The sequence below is a fragment of the Streptomyces sp. NPDC056835 genome (genome assembly GCF_042789485.1).
In the GTDB taxonomy this organism is placed as follows: Bacteria; Actinomycetota; Actinomycetes; order Streptomycetales; family Streptomycetaceae; genus Streptomyces.
The window spans coordinates 132,116-153,069 of record NZ_JBHUBB010000006.1 but is presented as its reverse complement, the minus strand read 5'-3'; the positions used below and the strand labels follow the sequence as shown (position 1 = coordinate 153,069).

The 20,954-nt window shown below is 70.5% G+C and carries 20 protein-coding genes and 1 pseudogene; 8 read left to right on the top strand and 13 right to left on the bottom strand.

The annotated features are described in order from the left end of the window. Positions 1–2 precede the first annotated feature (2 nt). The 4 genes from ACFRMN_RS09165 to ACFRMN_RS09150 all read right to left on the bottom strand — a co-directional run bounded on the left by ACFRMN_RS09165 (position 3) and on the right by ACFRMN_RS09150 (position 4,729). Entirely contained in the window at positions 3–968 is a 966-nt protein-coding gene (locus tag ACFRMN_RS09165; protein WP_383015621.1) for a sugar-binding transcriptional regulator, read from the bottom strand. Between the two features lie 101 nt (positions 969–1,069). After that, complete coding sequence (locus tag ACFRMN_RS09160; RefSeq protein ID WP_383015618.1) at positions 1,070–2,581, bottom strand: ribulokinase; 1,512 nt, start codon at positions 2,579–2,581, stop codon at positions 1,070–1,072. 25 nt (positions 2,582–2,606) lie between these two features. Then, the gene (locus ACFRMN_RS09155) at positions 2,607–3,668 is read right to left on the bottom strand and encodes a galactitol-1-phosphate 5-dehydrogenase (RefSeq protein WP_383015615.1); all 1,062 of its coding nucleotides are present in this window, start codon (positions 3,666–3,668) and stop codon (positions 2,607–2,609) included. A 68-nt stretch (positions 3,669–3,736) separates the two neighbouring features. Beyond that, entirely contained in the window at positions 3,737–4,729 is a 993-nt protein-coding gene (locus ACFRMN_RS09150; protein ID WP_383015612.1) for a substrate-binding domain-containing protein, read from the bottom strand. Positions 4,730–4,917: 188 nt separating this feature from the next. Here ACFRMN_RS09150 and ACFRMN_RS09145 point away from each other — a divergent pair, with 188 nt between their 5' ends. Then, positions 4,918–5,289 (top strand): VOC family protein, encoded by a 372-nt coding sequence (locus ACFRMN_RS09145; protein ID WP_383015609.1) that lies wholly within the window; start codon positions 4,918–4,920, stop codon positions 5,287–5,289. Positions 5,290–5,569: 280 nt separating this feature from the next. Here the strand turns inward: ACFRMN_RS09145 and ACFRMN_RS09140 are convergent, their stop codons facing one another. Beyond that, positions 5,570–6,724, bottom strand: a complete 1,155-nt coding sequence (locus ACFRMN_RS09140; protein WP_383015606.1) for a site-2 protease family protein — start codon at positions 6,722–6,724, stop codon at positions 5,570–5,572. Between the two features lie 488 nt (positions 6,725–7,212). On the opposite strand from ACFRMN_RS09140, the gene ACFRMN_RS09135 reads away from it, so the two are divergent. After that, the gene (locus tag ACFRMN_RS09135) at positions 7,213–7,782 is read left to right on the top strand and encodes a DinB family protein (protein WP_383015603.1); all 570 of its coding nucleotides are present in this window, start codon (positions 7,213–7,215) and stop codon (positions 7,780–7,782) included. Positions 7,783–7,972: 190 nt separating this feature from the next. Here ACFRMN_RS09135 and ACFRMN_RS09130 read toward each other — a convergent pair whose 3' ends face one another. Then, complete coding sequence (locus tag ACFRMN_RS09130) at positions 7,973–9,430, bottom strand: dihydrolipoyl dehydrogenase family protein (RefSeq protein WP_383015601.1); 1,458 nt, start codon at positions 9,428–9,430, stop codon at positions 7,973–7,975. Between the two features lie 426 nt (positions 9,431–9,856). Between ACFRMN_RS09130 and ACFRMN_RS09125 the strand changes: the two are divergent. Beyond that, positions 9,857–10,150, top strand: a pseudogene (locus ACFRMN_RS09125) (SDR family NAD(P)-dependent oxidoreductase); the annotation flags it as partial. 2 nt (positions 10,151–10,152) lie between these two features. On the opposite strand, the gene ACFRMN_RS09120 reads toward ACFRMN_RS09125, so the two are convergent. Continuing rightward, positions 10,153–10,497 carry a LysR substrate-binding domain-containing protein gene (locus ACFRMN_RS09120; protein ID WP_383015598.1) on the bottom strand — a complete coding sequence of 115 codons (345 nt, stop codon included), beginning with the start codon at positions 10,495–10,497 and terminating at the stop codon, positions 10,153–10,155. A 304-nt stretch (positions 10,498–10,801) separates the two neighbouring features. On the opposite strand from ACFRMN_RS09120, the gene ACFRMN_RS09115 reads away from it, so the two are divergent. Further along, on the top strand, positions 10,802–11,035 hold the full coding sequence (locus ACFRMN_RS09115; RefSeq protein ID WP_383015595.1) for a hypothetical protein: 234 nt from the start codon (positions 10,802–10,804) through the stop codon (positions 11,033–11,035). Between the two features lie 64 nt (positions 11,036–11,099). On the opposite strand, the gene ACFRMN_RS09110 is transcribed toward ACFRMN_RS09115, so the two are convergent. The 3 genes from ACFRMN_RS09110 to ACFRMN_RS09100 are packed head-to-tail and all read right to left on the bottom strand — an operon-like array spanning position 11,100 to position 14,187. After that, on the bottom strand, positions 11,100–12,533 hold the full coding sequence (locus tag ACFRMN_RS09110) for an amidase (protein WP_383015592.1): 1,434 nt from the start codon (positions 12,531–12,533) through the stop codon (positions 11,100–11,102). Continuing rightward, positions 12,530–13,735 carry an MAB_1171c family putative transporter gene (locus tag ACFRMN_RS09105; RefSeq protein ID WP_383015589.1) on the bottom strand — a complete coding sequence of 402 codons (1,206 nt, stop codon included), beginning with the start codon at positions 13,733–13,735 and terminating at the stop codon, positions 12,530–12,532. Before ACFRMN_RS09105 ends, ACFRMN_RS09110 begins: the two co-directional genes overlap by 4 nt. Beyond that, entirely contained in the window at positions 13,732–14,187 is a 456-nt protein-coding gene (locus ACFRMN_RS09100; protein ID WP_383015587.1) for a hypothetical protein, read from the bottom strand. The genes ACFRMN_RS09105 and ACFRMN_RS09100 overlap by 4 nt, the downstream gene beginning before the upstream one ends. A 372-nt stretch (positions 14,188–14,559) precedes the next feature. On the opposite strand from ACFRMN_RS09100, the gene ACFRMN_RS09095 reads away from it, so the two are divergent. Both ACFRMN_RS09095 and ACFRMN_RS09090 read left to right on the top strand, forming a co-directional pair. Next, positions 14,560–14,967, top strand: a complete 408-nt coding sequence (locus ACFRMN_RS09095; protein WP_383015584.1) for a YciI family protein — start codon at positions 14,560–14,562, stop codon at positions 14,965–14,967. An 8-nt stretch (positions 14,968–14,975) separates the two neighbouring features. Next, entirely contained in the window at positions 14,976–16,121 is a 1,146-nt protein-coding gene (locus ACFRMN_RS09090) for an RNA polymerase sigma factor (RefSeq protein WP_383015824.1), read from the top strand. Positions 16,122–16,275: 154 nt separating this feature from the next. Here ACFRMN_RS09090 and ACFRMN_RS09085 read toward each other — a convergent pair whose 3' ends face one another. Together ACFRMN_RS09085 and ACFRMN_RS09080 are read right to left on the bottom strand one after the other, a co-directional pair. After that, positions 16,276–16,788: a hypothetical protein gene (locus ACFRMN_RS09085; protein WP_383015581.1), complete on the bottom strand. Its 513-nt coding sequence runs from the start codon at positions 16,786–16,788 to the stop codon at positions 16,276–16,278. A 108-nt stretch (positions 16,789–16,896) separates the two neighbouring features. After that, complete coding sequence (locus ACFRMN_RS09080) at positions 16,897–17,391, bottom strand: hypothetical protein (protein ID WP_383015578.1); 495 nt, start codon at positions 17,389–17,391, stop codon at positions 16,897–16,899. 369 nt (positions 17,392–17,760) lie between these two features. Between ACFRMN_RS09080 and ACFRMN_RS09075 the strand changes: the two genes are divergently transcribed. Beyond that, entirely contained in the window at positions 17,761–18,435 is a 675-nt protein-coding gene (locus ACFRMN_RS09075) for a ScbR family autoregulator-binding transcription factor (RefSeq protein WP_383015575.1), read from the top strand. 206 nt (positions 18,436–18,641) lie between these two features. Here the strand turns inward: ACFRMN_RS09075 and ACFRMN_RS09070 are convergent, their stop codons facing one another. Next, positions 18,642–19,574, bottom strand: a complete 933-nt coding sequence (locus ACFRMN_RS09070; RefSeq protein WP_383015572.1) for a UTP--glucose-1-phosphate uridylyltransferase — start codon at positions 19,572–19,574, stop codon at positions 18,642–18,644. 269 nt (positions 19,575–19,843) lie between these two features. Between ACFRMN_RS09070 and ACFRMN_RS09065 the strand changes: the two genes are divergently transcribed. Next, on the top strand, positions 19,844–20,905 hold the full coding sequence (locus ACFRMN_RS09065; protein WP_383015569.1) for a hypothetical protein: 1,062 nt from the start codon (positions 19,844–19,846) through the stop codon (positions 20,903–20,905). The last annotated feature ends 49 nt before the right edge of the window (positions 20,906–20,954 follow it).

Genomic DNA, 20,954 nt, shown 5'->3' with positions numbered 1-20,954 from the left:
TCTCATCGCTCCTCGCACTGGCTCGGGTTGAGCAGATGGGACGCGGTGTGATGGTCGGTGACGAGGGTGTTGCACAGTCCGCTGGAGACCACCGCCGCGCACACCGCGTGTTTGGCGGTGCCGGAGACGACGGCCACCGATACGGCGCTGTGCCGCAGATGGTCCAGCGGGAGGCCGAGGGTACGGTCGTCCAGCCGGCGGTCCACGATCGCGCCCCGCGCGTCGATGAACCGCCCTGCGACATCCCCGACCGCTCCGGCGGCGGCCAGCCCCGCCAGGTCCTCCGCCGTCAGATAGCCGGAGCTGACCAGGACGGAGTCGGCGCCGATGGCGCCGGGGCTGAACAGGACCGTGTCCGCCGCGGCGGCCTGGGTGAGGACGTCCGCGACCGCGCTGTCCTGTTCGAGGACCCGGCGCGTGGCCTCCTGCTCCACGATGGACGGCACGGGCAGCACGCTGAGGGTGCCCCGCGCGAGGTGCGCGATCCGTCCCGCCATGTCCTGTGCGGAGGTGGGGGTACGGGAGCGGCTGAGCCCGCCGTTGATCTGGACGACATGGACGCCGGTCGCCCAGCCCGGGTGCAGCCGGGCCGCGAGCAGGTCCAGCGTACGGCCCCAGGAGACGCCCAACTGCTTGGGCGCGGGCTGGAGCCGGGCGAGGTAGTCGGCCCCGGCCTCGGCGACCCGGGCGCGCAGGCGTTCCTCGTCGTCGCCCCGGTCGGCGGCGACCACGACGGCGTCGCGCAGCCCGAAGACGTCCCGGAGCCGTTCCTCCAGGCCGCGCATCCGGGCCTTGGGGTGGACGACCTCGATCCGTACGATCCCGGCCTGCCGGGCGTCGGCCAGCAGCCGGCCGACCTTCCAGCGGGTGAAGTGCAGTTCCTCGCCGATCTGCTCCTGCGTCCTGTTCTGCTCGTAGTACAGGGAGGCGACCTGGTAGAGCAGGGCCTCGTCCTCGATGTTGGTCATCCGGACCTCCTTGTCCGTTGCCGGGATCCGCGTCCGCTGCCGGGATCCGCGTCCGCTGCCGGGATCCGCCGCTGGTCCTTCGCCCGGGTCAGCTGTCCGGGTCAGCCCGGTTGACGGTCCGGCGCGCTGAGCCGGTGGGCGATCGCACGGGTGGCCTCGGTGGCGGCGCGGTAGTCCGCGTAGCCGCGTTCGAGGACATCGCGGTGGGTGGGGTCGGGTTCCACGATCCGTACCCGCGGAGCGAACCCAGCGGCGGCCTCGGTGAGCGAGGCGGCCTGGCCGGAGCCGACGGCGGCGGTGACCGCGCAGGCCCGCAGGGTCAGATTGTCCTCGCTGACCAGACGCAGCGGACGGCCCAGAACATCGGCGGTGGTGCGCAGCCAGAGCGGATTGTGTCTGATGCCGCCCGAGACGAACACCTCGTCCACCGCGATCCCGCCGTCGACGAACGACTCCAGTACCTGCCGGGTGCCGTAGGCGACACCCTCGACGGCTGCCCGGTAGACCTCCGCCGGCCGGCTGCCGAGGGTCAGCCCGAGGACGGCGCCCCGCAACCGGGGGTCGCGCAGCGGGGTGCGGTTGCCCATGAAGTAGTCGAGAACCGTCAGCCCGTGGGCGCCCGGCTCCAGCGCTGTGGCCTCCTTGATCAGTTCCGGCAATTCCGCGCGGGGCCTGCCGAGAAGCTGCTCCCCGGCCCATGTCAGTACGGATCCCGAGGTGACCTGACCGCCCTCGACCAGCCAGCGCCCGGTGTTGAGGGCGTCCGGGTAGGGGCCCCAGACGGTCGGCGGGAAAACGGGTTCGTCGATCTCCGTGACAAAGGCGGTGGACGTACCGGAGACGACCGAGACGCGGCCCGGCCGCGCGCCGCCGACGGCGAGCAGGGAGAGATGGGCGTCGATGCCTCCGGCGCAGACCACGGCCCCGCCGGTGACCCCGAGCTCCGCGCGGGCCGCGGCCCGTACCGGCGCGACGGGGTCGCCGACCGGGACGATCCGGCCGGGAAGCTTGTCCCGCAGATCGGGCACACCGAACTCGGCGTAGAGATCGTCGGGCAGCCCGGCGCCGCGCGGGTCGTAGTTCCACTTGCAGACGGCGTTCATCCGTGAACCGGTCCATTCGCCGGTCAGCCGCCACACGAGATAGTCCACGGCCTCGGTGATGTGGCGGGCCGCCCGGTAGACCCCGGGCTCGTGACGGGCCAGCCACATCGCCTTGGGCACCAGCCACTCGACGGCGTCGGAACCGCCCGCGTACCGCAGCACGGGGTGGTCCGACCGGGCCGTCAGCTCCGACTCGGCGCTGGCCCGGCTGTCCATCCAGAGCAGCGCGGGACGCAGCGGGCGCCCCGCGCCGTCCAGTACGGCCACTGTCGAAGCGGTGGTCGCCACGGCGACGCCTGCCACCGGAGGCGAACCCGCCTCGGCGAGCGCGGCGCGGGTGGCGGACACCACGGCGCGCCACCAGTCCTCGGGGTCCTGCTCGGCCCGGCCGGGGTCCGGGAAGGAGGTCGGATAGCCGCTCTGACTGCGGCCGAGCACCTCGCCCCCGGCGCTGTACACGGCGACGCGGGCGCTCTCGGTCCCCAGATCGATGGCGAGGAGCGCGGTCATGGGCGGACTCCGTTCGGCAGGACGGTCACAGACGGTCTCCGTTCGGCAGGAAGAGAACCTTGGAGCTGAACATGGAACGCTCACCGAGCCGGTGCAGGGTGCTCGACACGTCGTCGAGGCCCAGCTCGTGAGTGATCATGAACTTCCAGCGGAGGCTGCCGTCTCCCATGGCACGGGCGGCGGTGCGCCACTCGTCGCCGGGGAAGGGCGCGGAGAAGGAGTTCCAGGCGCCGTGCAGGGTGATCTCCCGGCGCAGGAAGTTGCTGAAGGTGGACTTGGGCAGGACGACCGGGTCGTGCGGGATGCCGATGAAGACGGCCTGTCCGTGCCGGGCGGCGAGCGTGACCGCCTGGTCGGCGGTGGCCGGCACCCCGGCGGACTCGATGATCACGTCGTACCCGGGGCCCGCGAGTTCGGCGGCCCGCGCCGGGGTGGCGGCGGTGTGAGTGGCGCCGGCCTCCAGGGCCATGGCCGCCTTCTCCTCGCTCACGTCGATCGAGAGCACCTCGCTCGCTCCGGCCAGCCGCGCCCACTGGACGGCGAACAGACCGATGGGTCCCGCGCCGACGACGGCGACCCGGTGGCCGGTGCGCAGTTTGGTGCGCCAGACGGCGTGCAGGGCGATGGCCGCGGGGTCGAGCATGGCGGCGGCGCGCGGATCAAGATCGCCGGGCAGAACCATCAGATTGCCCTCGGGGACGGTGACGTACTCGGCGTAGGCGCCGGCGCGCCGGCTGCCGAAGTAGTCGTAGTCCTCGCAGAGGCTGAAGTGCCCCTGGGCGCAGGGGGCGCAGCGGCGGCAGGGGATCAGTGGCGGTACGGCGACGAGGTCGCCCTCCTTGACCGTGCCGGCCGCGGCGAGTTCCGTACCGAGCGCCACGACATGGCCGGAGAACTCGTGGCCGCAGATCAGCGGGAGGTGGTAGGCGCCGCCGGGCCGCAGCATCCGGGGTATGTCCGAGCCGCAGACCCCGCAGGCGGCGACGCGGACGAGTGCTTCCCGGGGCGCGGGTTCCGGTACGGGAACCTCCTCGACGCGGATGTCGCCCGGAGCGTGGAGCAGGGCGGCTCGCATGGTCTGCGGCATGTTCGTATCGCTTTCTCGGGTGGGGCCGGGCACGCGGTCGGGTCCGGCCGGTGGCGTGGGGCGCGGGGTCATTCCTTGCCCGTGAGCGCGAAGGTGCTGGAGCCGGTGTAGGTGGCGGCGTTGGCGCGGTCGATCAGGCCGGTTCCGGCGTCGACGGAGGCGGGGACCTTCTTGCCGGCCTGGACGTCCAGCGCGGTCGTCACGGCGGTGGCACCCAGCGAGATCGGGTCGTTGAGCGCGGTGGCGAGGTACGGGCCGTCGGACGCGATGGACTTGACCGCCTCCATCAGACCGTCGACCCCGGCGACCTTGACGTCGGTGCGGTTGTTCTCCTTGAGCACCTGGAGCGCGCCGAGAGCCATGTCGTCGTTGTGCGCGTAGACCGCCTTGACGTCGGGGTTCGTCTGGAGGAGGTCCTGCATGGCGGTGACGGCCTTGGAGCGGATGTAGTCGCAGTAAGGGCCCGACACGATCTTGATCTTGCTGTTGGCGGCCACGGCCTCGTGGAACCCCGCGCCGCGGTCGCGGGCCACCGCGCCGCCTGCGTCGCCCTTGATCTCGATGACCTTGCCGCCCTTGGCGCCGAGCGCCTTGGCGACCTCCGCGCCGACGAGCCGGCCCATCTCCTTGTTGTCGCGGCCGACATGCGCGGCGGCACCCGAGGGCACCGGGCGGTCCACGGTCACCACCGGAATGCCGGCGGCCTTGGCCGCCGCCAGCCCCGCCTTGACGCCCTTGGGGTCGACGGGGTTGACCAGCAGGACATCGACGCCGCGCGTGATCAGGTCCTGGATGTCGTTGTTCTGCTTCGTCACGTCGTCACCGGCGTCGGCGAAGTTCAGCTTGGCCCCGGCCTTCTTGGCGGCCTGCTCGGCGCCTGTGCGCAACTGGACGTAGAAGGGCGACTGCTGGGTCGCCTGGCTGAAGCCGATGGACAGGCTGCCCGTGGACTTCTTGCCACCGCTCTCCGTGCCACCGGGGGTGGTGGAGACGGAACAGGCGGCAAGTGACGCGAGGGTCGATGTCGCGATAAAGATCCCGAAGACGCGCTTCATACGCATGTGGGCCTCCAAATGTGGTCCTGGCGAGGGACAGTAGGTCCGGGATTAACCTCACGGCAACACATGCGGTTTTTTTTGCTCTCCTGAGCAGAGACCCCACTGACCTGGCGTGATCCGCCGTATGCGAGGGGTGACGCGGGAAGACCCGCCCGTGCACGCGGCCGTACCGGCTCTGCCAGAATCGGCGGATGCTGAGCATCGGAACGATCGTGATGGGGGCCGCTGATGTGCGGCGGGCCGCGGAATTCTGGAGTCAGGCCCTGGGCTACGTCCCTCGTGATGGCGAGGTGAAAGACGACTGGGTGGTGCTGGTGCCGGCCGATGGCTCCGGTGCCGCGCTGGCGCTCGACCTCAGCACGACGCCTGCGCAGGAGCACCCGAGGATCCACCTCGATCTCTATGCCCGCGACGCCGCCGATCAGGAGGCCGAGGTGGCCCGACTGATCTGTCTGGGCGCTGAACGTGTCGACTGGGACTCTTATCCCGAGGACGCCGACTTCGTCGTGCTCGCGGATCCCGAGGGCAACCGCTTCTGCGTCATCGACACCAGTCACGGCTGACGGACACGGCCTCAACACCGCCACCCTGTGGTGCTCCGCCGCCGCCGGAGTCACGGCCGCCTCCGGCCACCTCGTCTTCGCCCTCCTGGGCACCCTGACCGTCCTCGGAGTGCACTTGGTCCAACAGCCGTCCGGCCGGACGGCTGTTGGACCACGCCCCGGCCGCCGGATCCGGCCCCGACTCCACCGTGCCTGTCACCGTTCACCTGCGGTGCCGGCACCTCGGAAGCGAGAACACGGCGGACGGGGAACCGCAGACCCTGACCTGAAGATCGCGTCATTACCGCGGTTTTCGCCATTCCCCTGTGTGCTGATGGGAGGCCATCAGCCAGGTGACCGTTCGGCTGATATCGCTGGCGGAGATGATGCCGAGAAGCCGGTGGTCGTCCAGTACCAGGACCCGGTTCTCCGCGCCGGGCCGCATACGCGGCAGGAGGTCCGCCAAAGGGGCGTCCGGGGCCGCTGTGGTGACCTGTTCCAAGGGCAGCATCACCTCCGCGACCATGTGGGAGTCCCGCTGCTCCGCGGGTACGTGCCTGGCACGGTTCAGGGTGACCAGCCCCGCCGCCTCGCCTCCTTCACCGACCACGGGGAAAGCCGAAAACCGATAACGGTAGCGGGGGTCGGTGAGGAACTGTGCGACGGTCAGCCCACTCGGCACGGTGACCGGGTCGGGAGTCATGGCTTGCCGGACCGGGATGCCTGCCAAAAGGGTCCGGAAATGCGCCTGCCGTCCCTCCGCGGTGGCGGCGGCGATGAGGAACCAGCCGATCAGTGACAGCCAGAGTCCCTCGAAGGTGCGGGTCACGACGAACAGGAGAAAACCGGCCGCGACGAGCAGCCAGCCGAAGGCGCGCCCCGCGGCGCTCGCGTTGATCGTCGCCCGCAGCGGGTCTCCGGTCCGACGCCACAGCAGTGCGCGCAGCAGCCGGCCTCCGTCCAGAGGAGCGGCCGGGATGGCGTTGAACAGGGCAAGGAGGATATTGATCGCGGCCAGCCAGGACACCGCCTCGATGAGCAGTCCCGGGGCACGTCCGAGATGGAGCAGCCAGGCGAAGAGCCCGAAGAGCACGCCGAGGAGGAGGCTGACCAAAGGGCCGACCCCCGCGATACGCACTTCCGCGGCAGGGTTCGACGCCTCGGATCTCATCCGGGCGACGCCGCCGAGAAGCCAGAGCGTGATGTCGTCGACCTGTACCCCGTTTCGCCGGGCGACGATGGCGTGAGCCAGTTCATGGGCGAGGAGTGAGACGAAGAAGAACAGGGATGTGGCGAGTGCGGCCCCCCAGTACAACGCGGCCGAGTGCCCGGGATCCACCTGCGGGAAGCGACCCTGTGCGAGGCCCAGCGCGAGGAGGAAGAAGATCACCAGGACACTCCAGTGAACCCCGACCCGCACCCCGGCGATCCGCCCCAGTGAGAAGGTTGCTCGCACGTTGCTCTCCCTGTGTGATCGGCGTGCCGTCCGGTGCCCACCGCGGGCGGAACGCCGCCGAAGCACCGGGCCGCGCCGTCGAGCGGTATTCACGCCCTCCTGGTGTGCGGCGAGCACGGCGCAAGCGGCGCCGGCACGCTGTCCTCCCATGGTGCTGCCGTCAGCACTGTGCCGCTCACCCACCTCGTCCACGTGCGGAACGCGGGCGGGGGTGGCGAAGGGTTCGGCGATCTCGGTGAGCCGGACGCCGCCGACGGAGAGGTCGTCCGCGTAACGCCGTCATGGGTCCGTCAGGGTCCGCCGTCTTCACCTCGGAGAACGGACTGATCGGCGCATCCCGGCCGGTCGGTGAGCGGGACGGGGCATCGACAGATCGCGATTGAGTCGACGCCATTGACGCGGTCGGCGACCAGCTTGTTCCACGTGCCAACCGTAAAGAACACTTCCAAACATAAATCACTGGCGAGCCTGGGCCCTCACGGACGAACATGGAACGCATGAGTGACCAACCCGCACGATGGAGCCAGGCAACCGTCTACCCCGACATGTGGGTTGACCCGGACGACGACCCCCGCAACAGCGAAGGAGTCAGTCCGGACGGCGAGCTTCCGACGCTGCGGGAATTCCTGACGGACTACCGCATGACCCTGCGGATGAAGTGCCTGGGCCTGGACGCGGAGCAACTGGCCCGTCGGTCGGTTCCGCCGTCGACGATGTCGTTGCTCGGCCTGCTTCGGCATCTCGCCGAGGTGGAACGGGACTGGCGCAACTGGATCAGCGACGGTGACCCGCTGCCGAAACTGTACGGCGAGCGTGACGCGGACTTCGACGGAGCCGTCGCCGAGCAGGCCGTGGTCGACGCCGCGTACGTCGATCTGGAGCGTGAGCAGGCCGCGACCGACGCCGCGCTGGCCGAACACCCGGACCTGGGCGAGCGTGTGGGGAAGGACGGGATCGCGGTTCGGGAGCTGTTGGTGCACAGGATCGAGGAGTACGCCCGTCACTGCGGGCACGCCGACCTGTTGCGCGAGTGCGTCGACGGAAGGGTGGGCCAGTGACGAGGGCCGAGGGTCACATGAGCGGGCGCGAGTTGGCCAGTTGAGCGTGACGTTTCCGGGCACCAGGATGTACCGGAGGACAATGGTTGACCGCGTCAGCCAGGACGACCGCCGCCAGGGACACGCGTGGGCCCTCCATCGCGGAGGACCGGGCCCGGGGCGCTGGGTGGTGCCGGCAGCGTCGTGCGGCTCAGTCGCGATCGCGGTGATAGGCGGCGAGGAGGAAGAGCCAGATTTCACTGACGGTCGGGAAGCAGGCGACCGCGTGCCGAAGCCGTTTGAGCGGGACCTCGCCGGCCACGGCGACGGTCGCCGAGTGCAGTAGCTCGCTGATCCCCGGGCCGACGAAGGTCACCCCGAGCAGGACTTCCCGGTCCAGGTCGACGACCATCCGGGCATGGCCCCGGTAGTCGTCGGCGTAGAGGTTGGCGCCCTGGACGGCGCTGAAGTCGACGTCCACGGTCCTGACCCGATGGCCGGCCTCGACCGCCTGCTCGGCGGTCAGACCCACGGCTGCCGCCTCTGGATCGGTGAAGAAGACCTGGGGCACGGCCTGCTGGTCTGCGGTGGTGGCGTGGTCGCCCCAGGGCTCGTCGTCGACGGGGCGGCCGGCGGCGCGGGCGGCGATGGCGTCGCCCGCGGTCCGCGCCTGGTACTTGCCCTGGTGGGTCAGCAGAGCACGGTGGTTGACGTCGCCGAGCGCATAGAGCCATGCGCCGTCGACGCCGCGGACCAGGCAGGTGGTGTCCACGTCCAGCCATGAGCCGGCGGTGAGCCCGACTGTGTCCAGGCCGATGTCGTCCGTGCCGGGGGTCCGGCCGGTGGCGAACAGCACCTCGTCGGCCTGCACCTCGTTGCCGTCACCGAGAGTGAGGGTCACGGGGCCGGTGGGGTCTGGGCGCCGCAGGGCGGTGACCCGCGTACCGGTCCGCACGTCCACACCCGCCTCGGTGAGTCCGCGTGCGACCAGCTCGCCCGCGAAGGGTTCCATACGGGGGATCAGGTGGCGGCGGGCAATCAGAGTGACCTGGGAGCCCAGGCCCTGCCAGAGCGTGGCCATCTCGATGCCGACCCCGCCGGCGCCGACGATGGCAAGCCGGCCGGGCACGGTGCTGGAGTCGGTGCCCTGCCGGTTTGTCCAGGGCCTGGCCTCCTCGATGCCGGGGATGTCGGGCAGAAGCGGTCGGCTGCCGGTGGCGACGGCCACCGCGTGGCGGGCGGTGAGAGTGTGCTGTGCGCCGTCGTCCCTGGTGACCGTGATACGGCGGGGTCCGTCGATCCGGCCATGGCCGCGGAAGAGGTCGGCGCCGATGCTCTTGACCCATTCGGCTTGCCCGGTGTCATCCCAGTCGGTGACGTAGTGGTCGCGGCGCGCGAACACCGCCTCACTGTCCGGTGGGCCGGTGACCGCCTGCCTGGCGCCATCCACACGGCGGGCGTCGGCGATCGCGATGACCGGCCTCAGCAGCGCCTTGCTGGGAACGCAGGCCCAGTAGGAGCATTCGCCACCGACAAGTTCACGCTCGATGACCGCGACGGTGAGGCCGGCGGCGCGGGCGTGGTCCGCGACGTTCTGGCCGACCGGACCGGCGCCCAGCACGACCACGTCGTACGTGCCGCTTCCCTGGTTTTCCCGTGTTCCGTCCATTGTTCCCTCGCATGGGCTCAGGGCTGATCATCAATCGCTGCTGATCACCAATCGCTGCCGGTATCGGCTCCCGACCGGCGCGAAGCCTCTCGGCGCGCGACCCTGGTCATGTAACCGCGCGGCCCGCGCCGACCATCGCACCCCGGCCGCAGGCATGGTCTGGAGCGCCGATAAGCGCCACCTTTGGCCGCACGCACGCCCGCGACCAGCCCCTGGCGGTTTTTCGGGCACCTCCCGTCGGTCCAGGCCGCACAAACGCGCTGGTGAACTTATGGCGGCTAGAGGAATCGCCGATGACGAGAACGGAATCCCGGACGGCAGCGGACGGCTTCCCTGCACATCAGCTCACCGACGAGGTGAGGGGGCAGCACACGCGCACCGCCGCACGCCGCCCCGGGAAGTTTTCGAATAGGGAAGGACGACCTCATGGACCTCATGGGTTCTTACGATCTGACTGAACGCGTCGCACTGGTGACCGGAGCGACCAGCGGCATCGGCGCCGCCACCGCCGTGCTGTTGGCCGAGCGGGGCGCGCACGTGCTGGTCTCGGGCCGGGACCTAGCCCGCGGCGAGTCCGTGGTGAGCGCCATCCGTGACCGCGGTGGCAAGGCCGAGTTCGTCGCCGCCGATCTGCGGGACGAGCAGTCGGTGCGGCGGCTGGCCCAGGAGGCCGTGGAACTGGGCGGCGGCCGGGTGGACATTCTCGTCAACAACGCGGGCATCTACCCGTTCGGGCCCACCGAGCAGGCATCCAGCGCGGCGATGAACCGGCCCAGGTCGCGCCGTCTCGAATCGGCCGGCCACACCGCCCGGGTCCGCCGCACCAACGGATGCCCGACCAGCGGTGACCACGTCACACGGTCAGGCAGCGGCTGCTGCCAGTGAGACGGCGCCAGCGCGAAGGCTCGGCCCGCGCCGACCGCCGCCAGCTTCACATCAGCGATCAGCGTCTGACCCGGCGGAGCATCAAGACCAAGATCGAGGCCGTGGCTCCGCAGGATCGCGGTCCACTCGTCGTACCAGGCGGGGCTGCCGGAGCGCGGAAACCCAACCCACTGGAGACCCACGAGTGTTTCGTTCGCGTCCCCCGATGGTGTCGTGGTAGCGGTGTGGGGCGCCCGTCCACAGCGCCGTGGGGGCGGCGCCCCGCAGGGGCAGCAGGCCGTTCGCGTACTCCGTCGTGAAGTGCAGCGCTTGGTGTGCGGGACCGCGGACCTGCCGGATGGAGAAGGGCTCGCCGGGCAGAACGCCTGCCGGGGTGGCGGACTGGGGGGTTGGTACGCAGGAGTTGTATGAGCGCGTACCGACAACCGGGCCGGAGGGAAGCGCGTTCGTGATTACCTCCGTTCCGCACAGCGGTAGCCTCCCCCCATGAACGCACGCAGCAACTCGCCCGCGAGGGACGGTGAAGCCGGCCCTGCCCCCGTGCCGGACGAGGGTCCGCAGATCACACACGCCGAGTGCCGGCAGTGCGGCACACACATCGCCGGACTCGACGGCCGCTACAGCTGCGGTGTGTGCGGCTGGGTCAACCACCACTCCGAAGGACACCGGCAACTGCCCACCGCTGACGACGACACCGACACCACCAACCACCTCGCCTGAACAGGGGCTCCGGCGGCCGGCCGCGACTGACCCGCGCGCCTCGTAACCGCCCGGCAGCCGTCGGTCATCGGTCCCGGCCCCTCGCATCAGCGAGCAGCGCGGCTACGCGCGTGACGGTGCGGTCTTCGAGGTGCGGCCCGATGATCTGGACGCCTATGGGCAGGCCGTCTCGGGTACGCCCCATCGGCACGGTGACCGAGGGGAGATGAACGTGGCTGGAGAGATTCGTCCATGTGGTCTGGTCGTAGTACGGCCGCCGCCGGCCGTCGACCAGGATGTGCCGCTCCGCCGGCGGCAGGCCGGTCTGGTCCTCGACGGCCGCCGTCGGCGCGGCGGGCGTGATCAGCACGTCGTGGGTCTCGAAGTAGGTGCCCCAGACGTCCCGTAGCTGTGTGCGCTGTTCGTGCGCGAGGAGCCAGGACCGGTGACGGCTCGTGCGTCCGCGCAGCAGGGCGGCGTACGAGGACTGGTCGTCCGTGGCAAGTTCGTCGGCCTGTGCGCACTCCGCGGCGAACGCGTCTTCCGGTGCTGTGGCCGAGGCGGTGGCGAACATCAGCGTGCTGAAGAGGGTGTTGCTGGTGGCCAGGTCGACCGGTCGGGTCGTCGCGTCGAGCCGGGCGCCGGCCCGGCGGAGCAACTGCTCGACATGGTCGAGGAGTTGACGCGTCTCATTGTCGACGGCGCAGAACGGGTCGTCGGGCCACCATCCGATGCGGTAGTGGCGCAGCTTGTCGTGGCGCGGCGGCGGGAGGCGGAGCCGCCACGCGGTGGCGTCCCTGGGTGAGGGTGCGGCGAGGACGTCCAGGGCGAGGTCGAGATCGGCCGCGGTACGGGCGATGGGCGCGAGGGTGAGCATGTCGCTGCTGGTGGCCCAGCCGGGCGGGCGCGGGATGTGGCCGCGGGTGGGCACGGTGCCGTGGCTGGGACGCAGGGCGTAGACGCCGCAGTAGTGGCCCGGCAGTCGGGCGGATCCGGCCAGGTCGCTGCCGAGGGCGAGCGGCGCGTGCCCGACCGCGACCGCGGCGGCCGGTCCGCCGGAAGACCCGCCGGCCGTACGGAGGCGGTCGTGCGGGTTGGGGGTGGTCCCGAAAAGCGTGTTGGAGGTCTGTATGTCCTGGCAGTTCGGCGGCACGTTCGCCTTGCCGAGGATGATCGCGCCCGCGCGGCGCAGGAGGGTGACCGCGTCCGCGTCGCGGTCGGGGATGTGGTCGGCGAGCTCGGGCAGGCCGCACGTGGTGCGGAGACCGCGGGTCTCCAGCGAGTCCTTGACGACGACCGGGAGGCCGAGCAGCGGCAGTTGGCCGCCTCGGGCCCGCTGGTTGTCCGCCGCGTCCGCCTCGGCCCGTACCGCGTCGGGATCAACAGTGACCACTGCGTTGAAGCCCGGGTCGGCGGCGATGGCCTCCAGGTGGAGTTCGGCCAGCTCGCGGGCTGAGGCCTCTCGGCTGGAGAGGACGCGCAGCTGGTCGACCGCGGACTGGTGGGTGAGGTCGCTCAACGGTGATCTCCTGTAGTGACGGGCACGGGTGCGGTGCGGTGGGACGAGAAGTGCTTGGCGATACGGAGCAGGGCGCGGAGGTTGTCGTCCGGGGTGCCGGTGGCGCCGTGGATTTCGGCGTAGTCGGCGGGATCGGTCTGCGGGGAGCGCCCGGAGGCCATCGCGTCCAGCGCGTGGCGGATCTGGTCGGCGGTGACGGCGAGCGTGAGGTCCTGGCCGGTGAGTCCGGCTGCCCGGTGGCGTGTCTCCGCGTCGGACCGTGCGGCGGGGGAAAGGTGGGGGCGCAGGATGCGCTGGCCGTCGCGGATCTCGACGGCGCGCCGGTAGAGGTGCCATCCCAGATCGACACCGAGGTCCCTCAAACCGTCGTGGCTGGGGGGCGTGTCGAGGGAGATGCCGGGGGCCTGGGAGTGCAGTGCCTCCCACAGCGGCCCCAGCTGCCGGTACTGGTCGCGCTCGCGGAGGCGGGTGCGCACCCGGACGGTCGTCAGCGCGAGGGTGGGCACGAGCCAGCCCAGGAGGACCACGGCGGCGCCGAGATCACCGCAGATCCACGCGATCGCGTCCAGGTCGTCCAGGTGTCCGCCGGCGAGCGAGGCGACCACTCCCCCGATACGGATCCCGCTGTACCCGAGGGTGATCACTGATCCGGCGGCCACGGTGTACAGGCCGCGGGCCACCCACACCGAGCTGGTACGGCGGGCATGCCGCCAGCAGGTTCGCGCGAGCCACACCTCGCCCACCGCGTACGCCACGATGTAGAGGGTCAGATAGGCCCGGTAGACGTCCGTGTGCACGAAGTACGCGGTGAAGCCGACCGGCCGCGACGCGCTCGGGGTGAGATTGGCGAACAGGACCACCAGGGCGACGATCACGGCGGCACAGGCCGCGCCGCAGACGAGGATGGTGCGGCGGGCCCGCTCTGGCGGTCCCCAGCAGGCCAGGATGACCTGCTGACACCCGATCATGGTGATGACGCAGATGTGCGCGATGAGGGCCGACGCGTTCGGGACGTCCAGTGCCCGGTCGACCCGTGTCCACACCGGAGCGAAGGACACCGCGAACGAAGCCCCGGACAGGGCGAATACGGCGGCGAGCGCGGCGAGGGCCGGATCACCGCGGAAGCTCCGGGCCCGGAGCAGCAGCAGGGCGAGCCCGAGCACGGCGAACGTCAGCGAAATGGGGTGCAGGACCTCCTTCACCGCAGGTGCCTCCTGTTGAGCAGGGTGCGCGCCACCCGGTCCGCGGCGTCCGGCCGGGGGCGGTGGATGCTCTGCTGGAGGAGCGAGGCGATGGTCTCCGCTTCCTCCTCGTCCTTGTACTCATAGGTGGTGCGGCCAAGGATCATGCGTACGGTCTCCGGGTCCAGCGTGCTGAAAAACCGTTCGGTGACGGGCTGTTCGGGTGCGGCGGCCAGGCTGTCGTGCCCGCGCAGGATGTGTCCGAGCTCGTGGGCGATGATGTGGTCCGCGTGGGCGGGACTGGTCCGCGGGTCGTAGAAGATGTGGTCCGCGTCTGTGGTGCGGACCCACATACCGCACGGCTCGGCGGTGTTGGTGACCGTCGTCTCCAGCGGCTCCAGGCGGATGGGCCGTCCGGAGACCTCCTCGATATGCGGCAGGAGGTCGCGGACGCTGGTGACGGTCGAGGGCACGTCAAGATTCTCCACCAGTAGCCGACAGGTACGCCGCAAGGGTGATTCCATGCTCCGCTCTCTCCTGTGACGGCCGGCCAGGGCCTGTCATGCCCCACTTCAACCCTCACATTAACCGCGGTTGATCGAGCCTACCGTCGATCCCGGACCACCCGCTCGAAACGGTGTACAGACAGACTCGAACTCACAGCCCCGAGGCGTGTCGAGCTCGCGCTCGCGCCACTCCACAGACCCGGATCGCCACGCGACGGCTCCCCCGGACTCGTCCACGAGAGCGAAAAAACGGGCGGCGATGTCGAGAACGCGTGACTGGCTCCGTCCCCGAGGTGAACGCGACCACAATGGGGCGCACCAGCACCAAGGAGAGACACGATGGCCAAGTACTTGCTGCTCAAGCACTACCGCGGGGCTCCGGCTCCGGTCAACGACGTGCCCATGAACCAGTGGACGCCGCAGGAGATCTCGGCCCATGTGCGGTACATGCACGACTTCGCGGACCGGCTGGAGGCGACCGGCGAGTTCGTCGACAGTCAGGCACTCTCTCCCGAGGGGACGTTCGTCCGGTACGACGGTGAGGGGCGCCCGCCGGTCACCGACGGCCCGTTCGCCGAGACCAAGGACCTCATCGCCGGCTGGATGGTGATCGACGTCGACAGCTACGAGCGCGCCATCGAGCTGGCCGGGGAACTGTCCGCCGCCCCCGGCGCGGGCGGGAAGCCGATCCACGAGTGGCTGGAGATGCGCCCGTTCCTGGCCGCGCCGCCCACCGTCACGGAGTGACCTCTCAGATGAACGAGGCCCTGCTCCGGAGCCTCACGCCGAGCGTGCTCGGGATCCTCGTCCGCCGCGGAGCCGACTTCGCGGCGGCCGAGGACGCCGTGCAGGACGCGCTGGTCGAGGCGGTCCGTGTCTGGCCGGCCGCGCCGCCGCGGGACCCGAAGGGCTGGCTGGTCTCCGTGGCCTGGCGCCGCTTCCTCGACGCGACCCGGGCGGACACCGCCCGCCGCCGCCGTGAGGACCTCCTCGATGAGGAGCCGGCGCCCGGGCCCGCGCCCGCGGTGGACGACACGCTCCAGCTCTACTTCCTGTGCGCCCACCCGTCGCTGACGCCGTCGTCCGCGGTCGCGCTCACACTGCGCGCCGTCGGCGGACTGACCACCCGCCAGATCGCCCAGGCCTACCTGGTGCCCGAGGCGACCATGGCGCAGCGCATCAGCCGGGCCAAGCGCACCGTCTCCGGCGTACGGTTCGACCAGCCCGGCGACGTCTCCACCGTGCTGCGCGTGCTCTACCTGGTCTTCAACGAGGGCTACTCCGGCGACGTCGACCTCGCCGCCGAGTCCATCCGGCTCACCCGGCAGCTCGCGTCCGCGATCGACCACCCCGAAGTGGCGGGGCTGCTCGCCCTCATGCTGCTCCACCACGCCCGGCGCGCGGCCCGGACCGCGCCCGACGGGGGCCTGGTGCCGCTCGCCGAGCAGGACCGCGGCCGGTGGGACACCGAGGCGATCGCCGAGGGTGTCGAGATCCTTCAGGCGGCCCTCGCCCGCGACCGGCTGGGCGAGTTCCAGGCCCAGGCCGCCATCGCGGAACTCCACGCCGACGCGCCCACCGCCGAGGAGACCGACTGGGTGCAGATCGTCGAGTGGTACGACGAGCTCGCGCGCCTGACCGACAGCCCGGTCGTCCGGCTCAACCGCGCGGTGGCTGTCGGCGAGGCCGACGGACCGCGCGCCGGCCTGGCGGCGCTCGCGGCGCTGGACGACTCACTGCCCCGGTACGCCGCGGTGGCGGCGTACCTCCACGAGCGCGACGGCGACCTTGGGACGGCGGCACGGCTGTACGCCGAGGCGGCCCAAAAGGCACCGAACCTCGCCGAGCGCGACCATCTGACGCGCCAGGCCGCCCGGCTCAACGCCCGCCGCTCACGCTGACACAACCAGCCGCACGACGGGTTACGGGCGGGGAAGCTCGCGGCGACAACATGCGCCGGAAGCGAGCGCGATTGCTGACCAGCGACCTCGCCGGCATTCTTCGACGGACAGGGTCACCGATCCGCGTCGGGTACGCGAGGACGTCAACACCACTTCAGGATCCGTCTTTGGACGGCGGCAGCATCGTACGGAGCTTCCCCAGCACGTCCGTGAGGGTGCTCATGGCGGGGGACATGCCGTCAAGCGACTCCTGGAAGCGCCGGCTACGTTCCGCGTTCGTCGCGAACTTCGCGTCCTCACCCGTGGCCAGCGCGTCCTGGCAGGTCCGGCTGTCGCTCCGGAGCCGGCGCAGCGCATCCGACCAGTTCTGCCGCAATTCCTTGAAGGGGACGGGAAAGTACGTCTGCGCCTGCTCGGCCCGTCCGCCGAGAGTGCCGCAGAGACGACTGAACTTCGTTTCGTCCAGACGGATCTTCCCGTTGGCGTCCGGTTTCTGTTCGGCAGCCTCGGTGAGGGCGTCGCCGAGCGCGGTGAAGGCACCGCCGATGCCTTCGATCCGGTCGAGACCGCCCTTGGTGAGCCATGCCGTCGCCTGCCATTCCCGTACCTTCGCGACCCGCGCCGTCGGCGTGGCGTCGAAGAGTTCGGTGAATCTCTGGTTCTCCACGGCGGAGCGCTGTGATGAGCCGCCGGTGGGCGCCCCATGCGACTGCCTGCACGTCGGCATGGAGTTCCCGGCGGCGCAACAGGTCCGCACGCGCCAGATGCACCAGCGCTACCAGCAGGAGTCCTGACAACAGGGAGTAGGTGACCATGGAGGCCGCCCCGGGCCAGAAGGGGGACGCGTCTCTGCCCAGCAGGCCGTCGACCAGGAGCCCAGCCGGGCGATCACACCGTCCGCCAGCGCCTCGGCCTCCGCGCGGTCCATCCCCCGCTCCACCGCCCGTTCCAGGATCCGTTCCCGTACGAGGGCCAGCTCGGCGCGGCCCAACGTCGGTAATTCCACCGGGGGTTCGCCCGCCCCACGACGCAGGATCCCACGCACCCGTCTGCTCCACCGCTCCATCAGGCCCTCGGTGGCGACATCGAGCCCGCGGCGGGCGACTTGGTCAAGCACCAGCCAGACGACAGGGGTGACAAGCGCGGCCGCCTCGGCGAACCCGAACCCGAGCGGCTCCCCGCGCCGCCCCTGTCCACCGAGGACCCCGGACCGCACGCTCGTCGTCGAAACGCAGCAGTCCTTCGACGAGGGGCAGTTCGTGCGCCGCATGCTCTGCGACCACCGTCCGGACGATGTCCCGCACTCAGTTCATCCCCAACTCCCCCCATTCACAACGACTTTGGGAATATTCTGCCACATACGGACAGTGCGCGGCCCTGCCTCCAGGGATGAGTGCAACATGCACTCGGGGCGTACCCACAAGGCCGGCCGCGACGGCTCGAACCGAGTGGCGTCACCGCACCCGCGTCCGCTCATTCCTTCCCCCTCCCCCGCTCGCCGATGACCGTGTTCCGTCCTTCCGCTCTGCCGGTTTCGTGTGAATCCGAAACCGGCACGGCCAAGGAGACCGCCCAGTAAGATACATTCTGGACGGTTTTTTCTGGCCCTTTGGGGCTCATCGATTCGGAGGAGGCCCACATGGCGAAGCAGGATCGAGCGATCCGTACCCGCCACACCATCCTGACCGCGGCGGCCAAGGTCTTCGAGGCGCGCGGCTACCAGGCGGCCACCATCAGCGAGATACTCACCGAGGCCGGGGTGACCAAGGGCGCGCTGTACTTCCACTTCCCCTCGAAGGAACACCTGGCACAGGGCGTGCTGCGTGAGCAGGATCAGTGGCTCCCCGTTCCGGACCGCGCCTGCAAGACCCAGCAGTTCGTGGACACGGTGCTGCTGCACGCCTACCGGCTGCAGACCGACCCCATGGTCCGGGCGGGGGTCCGGCTGTCACTCGACCAGCTGGCTCACGGGGTCGACCGCAGCGGCCCCTTCCTGCGCTGGGGCGAGATCGTCGGCGAACTGCTGGAGAAGGCCAAGGCCCAGGGCGAGTTACTGCCCCACGTCACGACGGCCGAGACCGCGGATGTCACGGTGGGGGCGTTCGCCGGTGTCCAGGCCATGTCGCAGGCCGTATGCGAGTACCAGGATCTGCTGGCCCGGACCTCGGCCCTGCTGCGGCACCTGCTGCCCAGCCTCACGCTGCCCTCCGTGCTCGCCGCCCTGGACCTCACCCCGAGCCGGGGCGGGGTCATTTTCGCCGAGCTGCGGCCCCAGCCGTCCGAAGAGGAGCGGACACCGAGCCAGGACGGCTGACGAGCCCGCTCGGCGCTGCCACCCGCCCGCCGTCATGACAGGGATCCCCGTCATGACGGCTGGGGTCCCCGCACCGTCGAAGGACACCGCCGGGGCAGAGGCCGGACCGGACGAGCGGTGCCTCGCGGGAGACCGGCGCGCCGGACCGGCGCGCACCACGCACATCACCCGCGACACACCGGTCCGGCCCGCGCCTCAAGTGACTCTCAGAGCGTTGCCGTGATGTTCGCGGCCAAGTCGGGGCGGCCGCCGTCGAGTTCGTCCACCAGGCCGCGCAGGACGGGCCCGTACTCGGGATGGGCGAGGGCGAAGGCCATCTGGGCGACGAGGTAGTCGGCCGGGTTGCCGGTGTCGTACCAACTGCCGGAGATGACCTGCCCGTACACCGCGCGACTGGCCGCGTAGGCGTTGATGGCGTCGGTCAAATAGATCTCGCCTTCCCGCCGGTCGTACCAGAGACGGGTCTGCTCACGCAGTTCGTCGATGATGCCAGGGGTGATCACGTAGCCGCCGATGGCCGCGTACGAGGACGGCGCGTCGGCCGGTTCGGGCTTCTCGACCAGGCCGGTGATGCGCAGCAGGCCGTTGTCGAGGTCCTCCTTGACGATCGGCACGCCGTAGCGCTGGGAGTGGTCGGGGTCCATCGGCATGAGGGCCAGTACCGGACAGCCGGTCTGCTCGTGGGCGCGGATCAGCTGCTGGGCGCGGGGCACCTCGGCGACGAACACGTCGTCGGGCCACAGCACCAGCACCGGCTCGTCGCCGAAGGACCGGGCGGCGTTCAGCACAGGGGTGCCGTTGCCGTACGGTCCGTGCTGGTCGAGGTAGGTGATGTGGCCGCGGCGGGCCAGCTCGGCAACCTCCTCCACCGCGTCCGCGTACCCCGTCTTTCCGTCTTCCCGCAGCTGCGCGCAGAGCGCGGGGTTGGGCCGGAAGTGGTCCTGGATCAGGCTCTTGCCGCCGGAGACGACGATGGTGATGTCGGTGATGCCGGAGTTCACCAGCTCGCGAACGGTGTGCTCGATCACCGGCTTGTCGCCGACCGGCAGCATTTCCTTGGGGGTGGCCTTGGTCAGGGGCAGCAGACGGGAACCCAGTCCGGCGGCGGGGATCACGGCCCTGCGGATCGTCGGGGACATCAAGTCTCTCTCGGTAGAACGGTATCCGCACCGGCCGGCACGGCACACGCCGACGCTACCAACGCGCGCGACTGCCCCTGGCCGAGGCCGACGTCAAGCCGCTCCGGACGATGTCCTGCCATCTGGGATCGTCCAACGCGTATGTGTCGATGGTGGTGTCATGACGCATCGTGCCTCGTCATAGCCTGGGCGTTCGAACGGGACAGGGGCACGTCAATGCCGACCACTGGATGGGCTGGTCGGGAGAACAAGGGGGAGTGAGGTCGGGCATGGTACGTACGACAGTGGTCCGGTGGACGGCGTGGACAGCGGGGGTACTGATCCTCGGGCTGCTGGCGGCCTGGATCTGGTGGCGGGAGAGTGACACCGCGGCCCGCTGGCGCTTTGAGGAGGCCATGGAGACCTACTGCGGGGGTGTGCTGGCCTACGAGAAGAGCTCTCTGTTCGAGGGCCTGGGGCCCTACGCGGAGCTGCGGACCGACAGTGCCCTCGGTCCTGACGCGCGCTTCTGCATGCTCGGCGAAGCGATGACGGAGGTGACCGTAGCGCTGCTTCGCGCCGACACGTACCCGGACCAGGACTTGGAGCGGATCCTGCCGCCCTTCAATGGCAGCCTGCTGCCCGTGCCGCTGACCGGTGGATGGCGAGGTGCGGCCGACGGCGATTCGGTCCGGGTCCTGCTCAGTTGCCGGGGGAATGAGGACCTCGTCTCAGTGACGGTCGGCTCGTATTTCTCCGAGGAACGGCTGGAGCAGGACACCGGGTGGCTCGACAGTGACCTGTACTGGGGCCGGTTCGCTACGGCGACGGCCGTCAAGGCCGCGGCGCGATGGGGCTGCGAGGCCGAGGGAGGCAAGGCCCTGCGGGCGCTGCCCGCGCACTCCGGGCCCGAGTCGATCGCGGGAGCGGACGGCACCTGTGCGGGCCTTCCCTTCGCCCGTGACCAGCGGCTGGATACTGTCGAGGAGACCGTGGCCGGCGCCAGTAGCCTGTACGAGCGCTGTGAGGTCGGGGCCTCGCATTACTTCGACGCGACGTATTCCTTCTCTGCGCGTTTCGGCCCGTACGCGCTGCCCAAGCCGGGCCATGACAGCCTCAGCACGCGCGCGGAGGCCGGAGTCGCCGGAGGCGCGATGTGGGCGAGCGCCCGGTGCCCCGGCGATGCCGAGCGCGCCCTGTTCTCCGGGCTCGTGCCATCCGAGGCAGCCACCGTGTGGCTCCCCGGAGAGAAGGGCGAGGAGACCTTCGGGCTGCCCGCGTTCCGGGAGTTCGCGGAGCGGTCGGCCAAGCGCCACGGCTGTACGGATCTGCGCCTGCCGGCAGGGGGGTGAAGCCCCATCGCCCCGCGGCGCCCCAGAGGTCCCTCGGCCGCGAACTTCC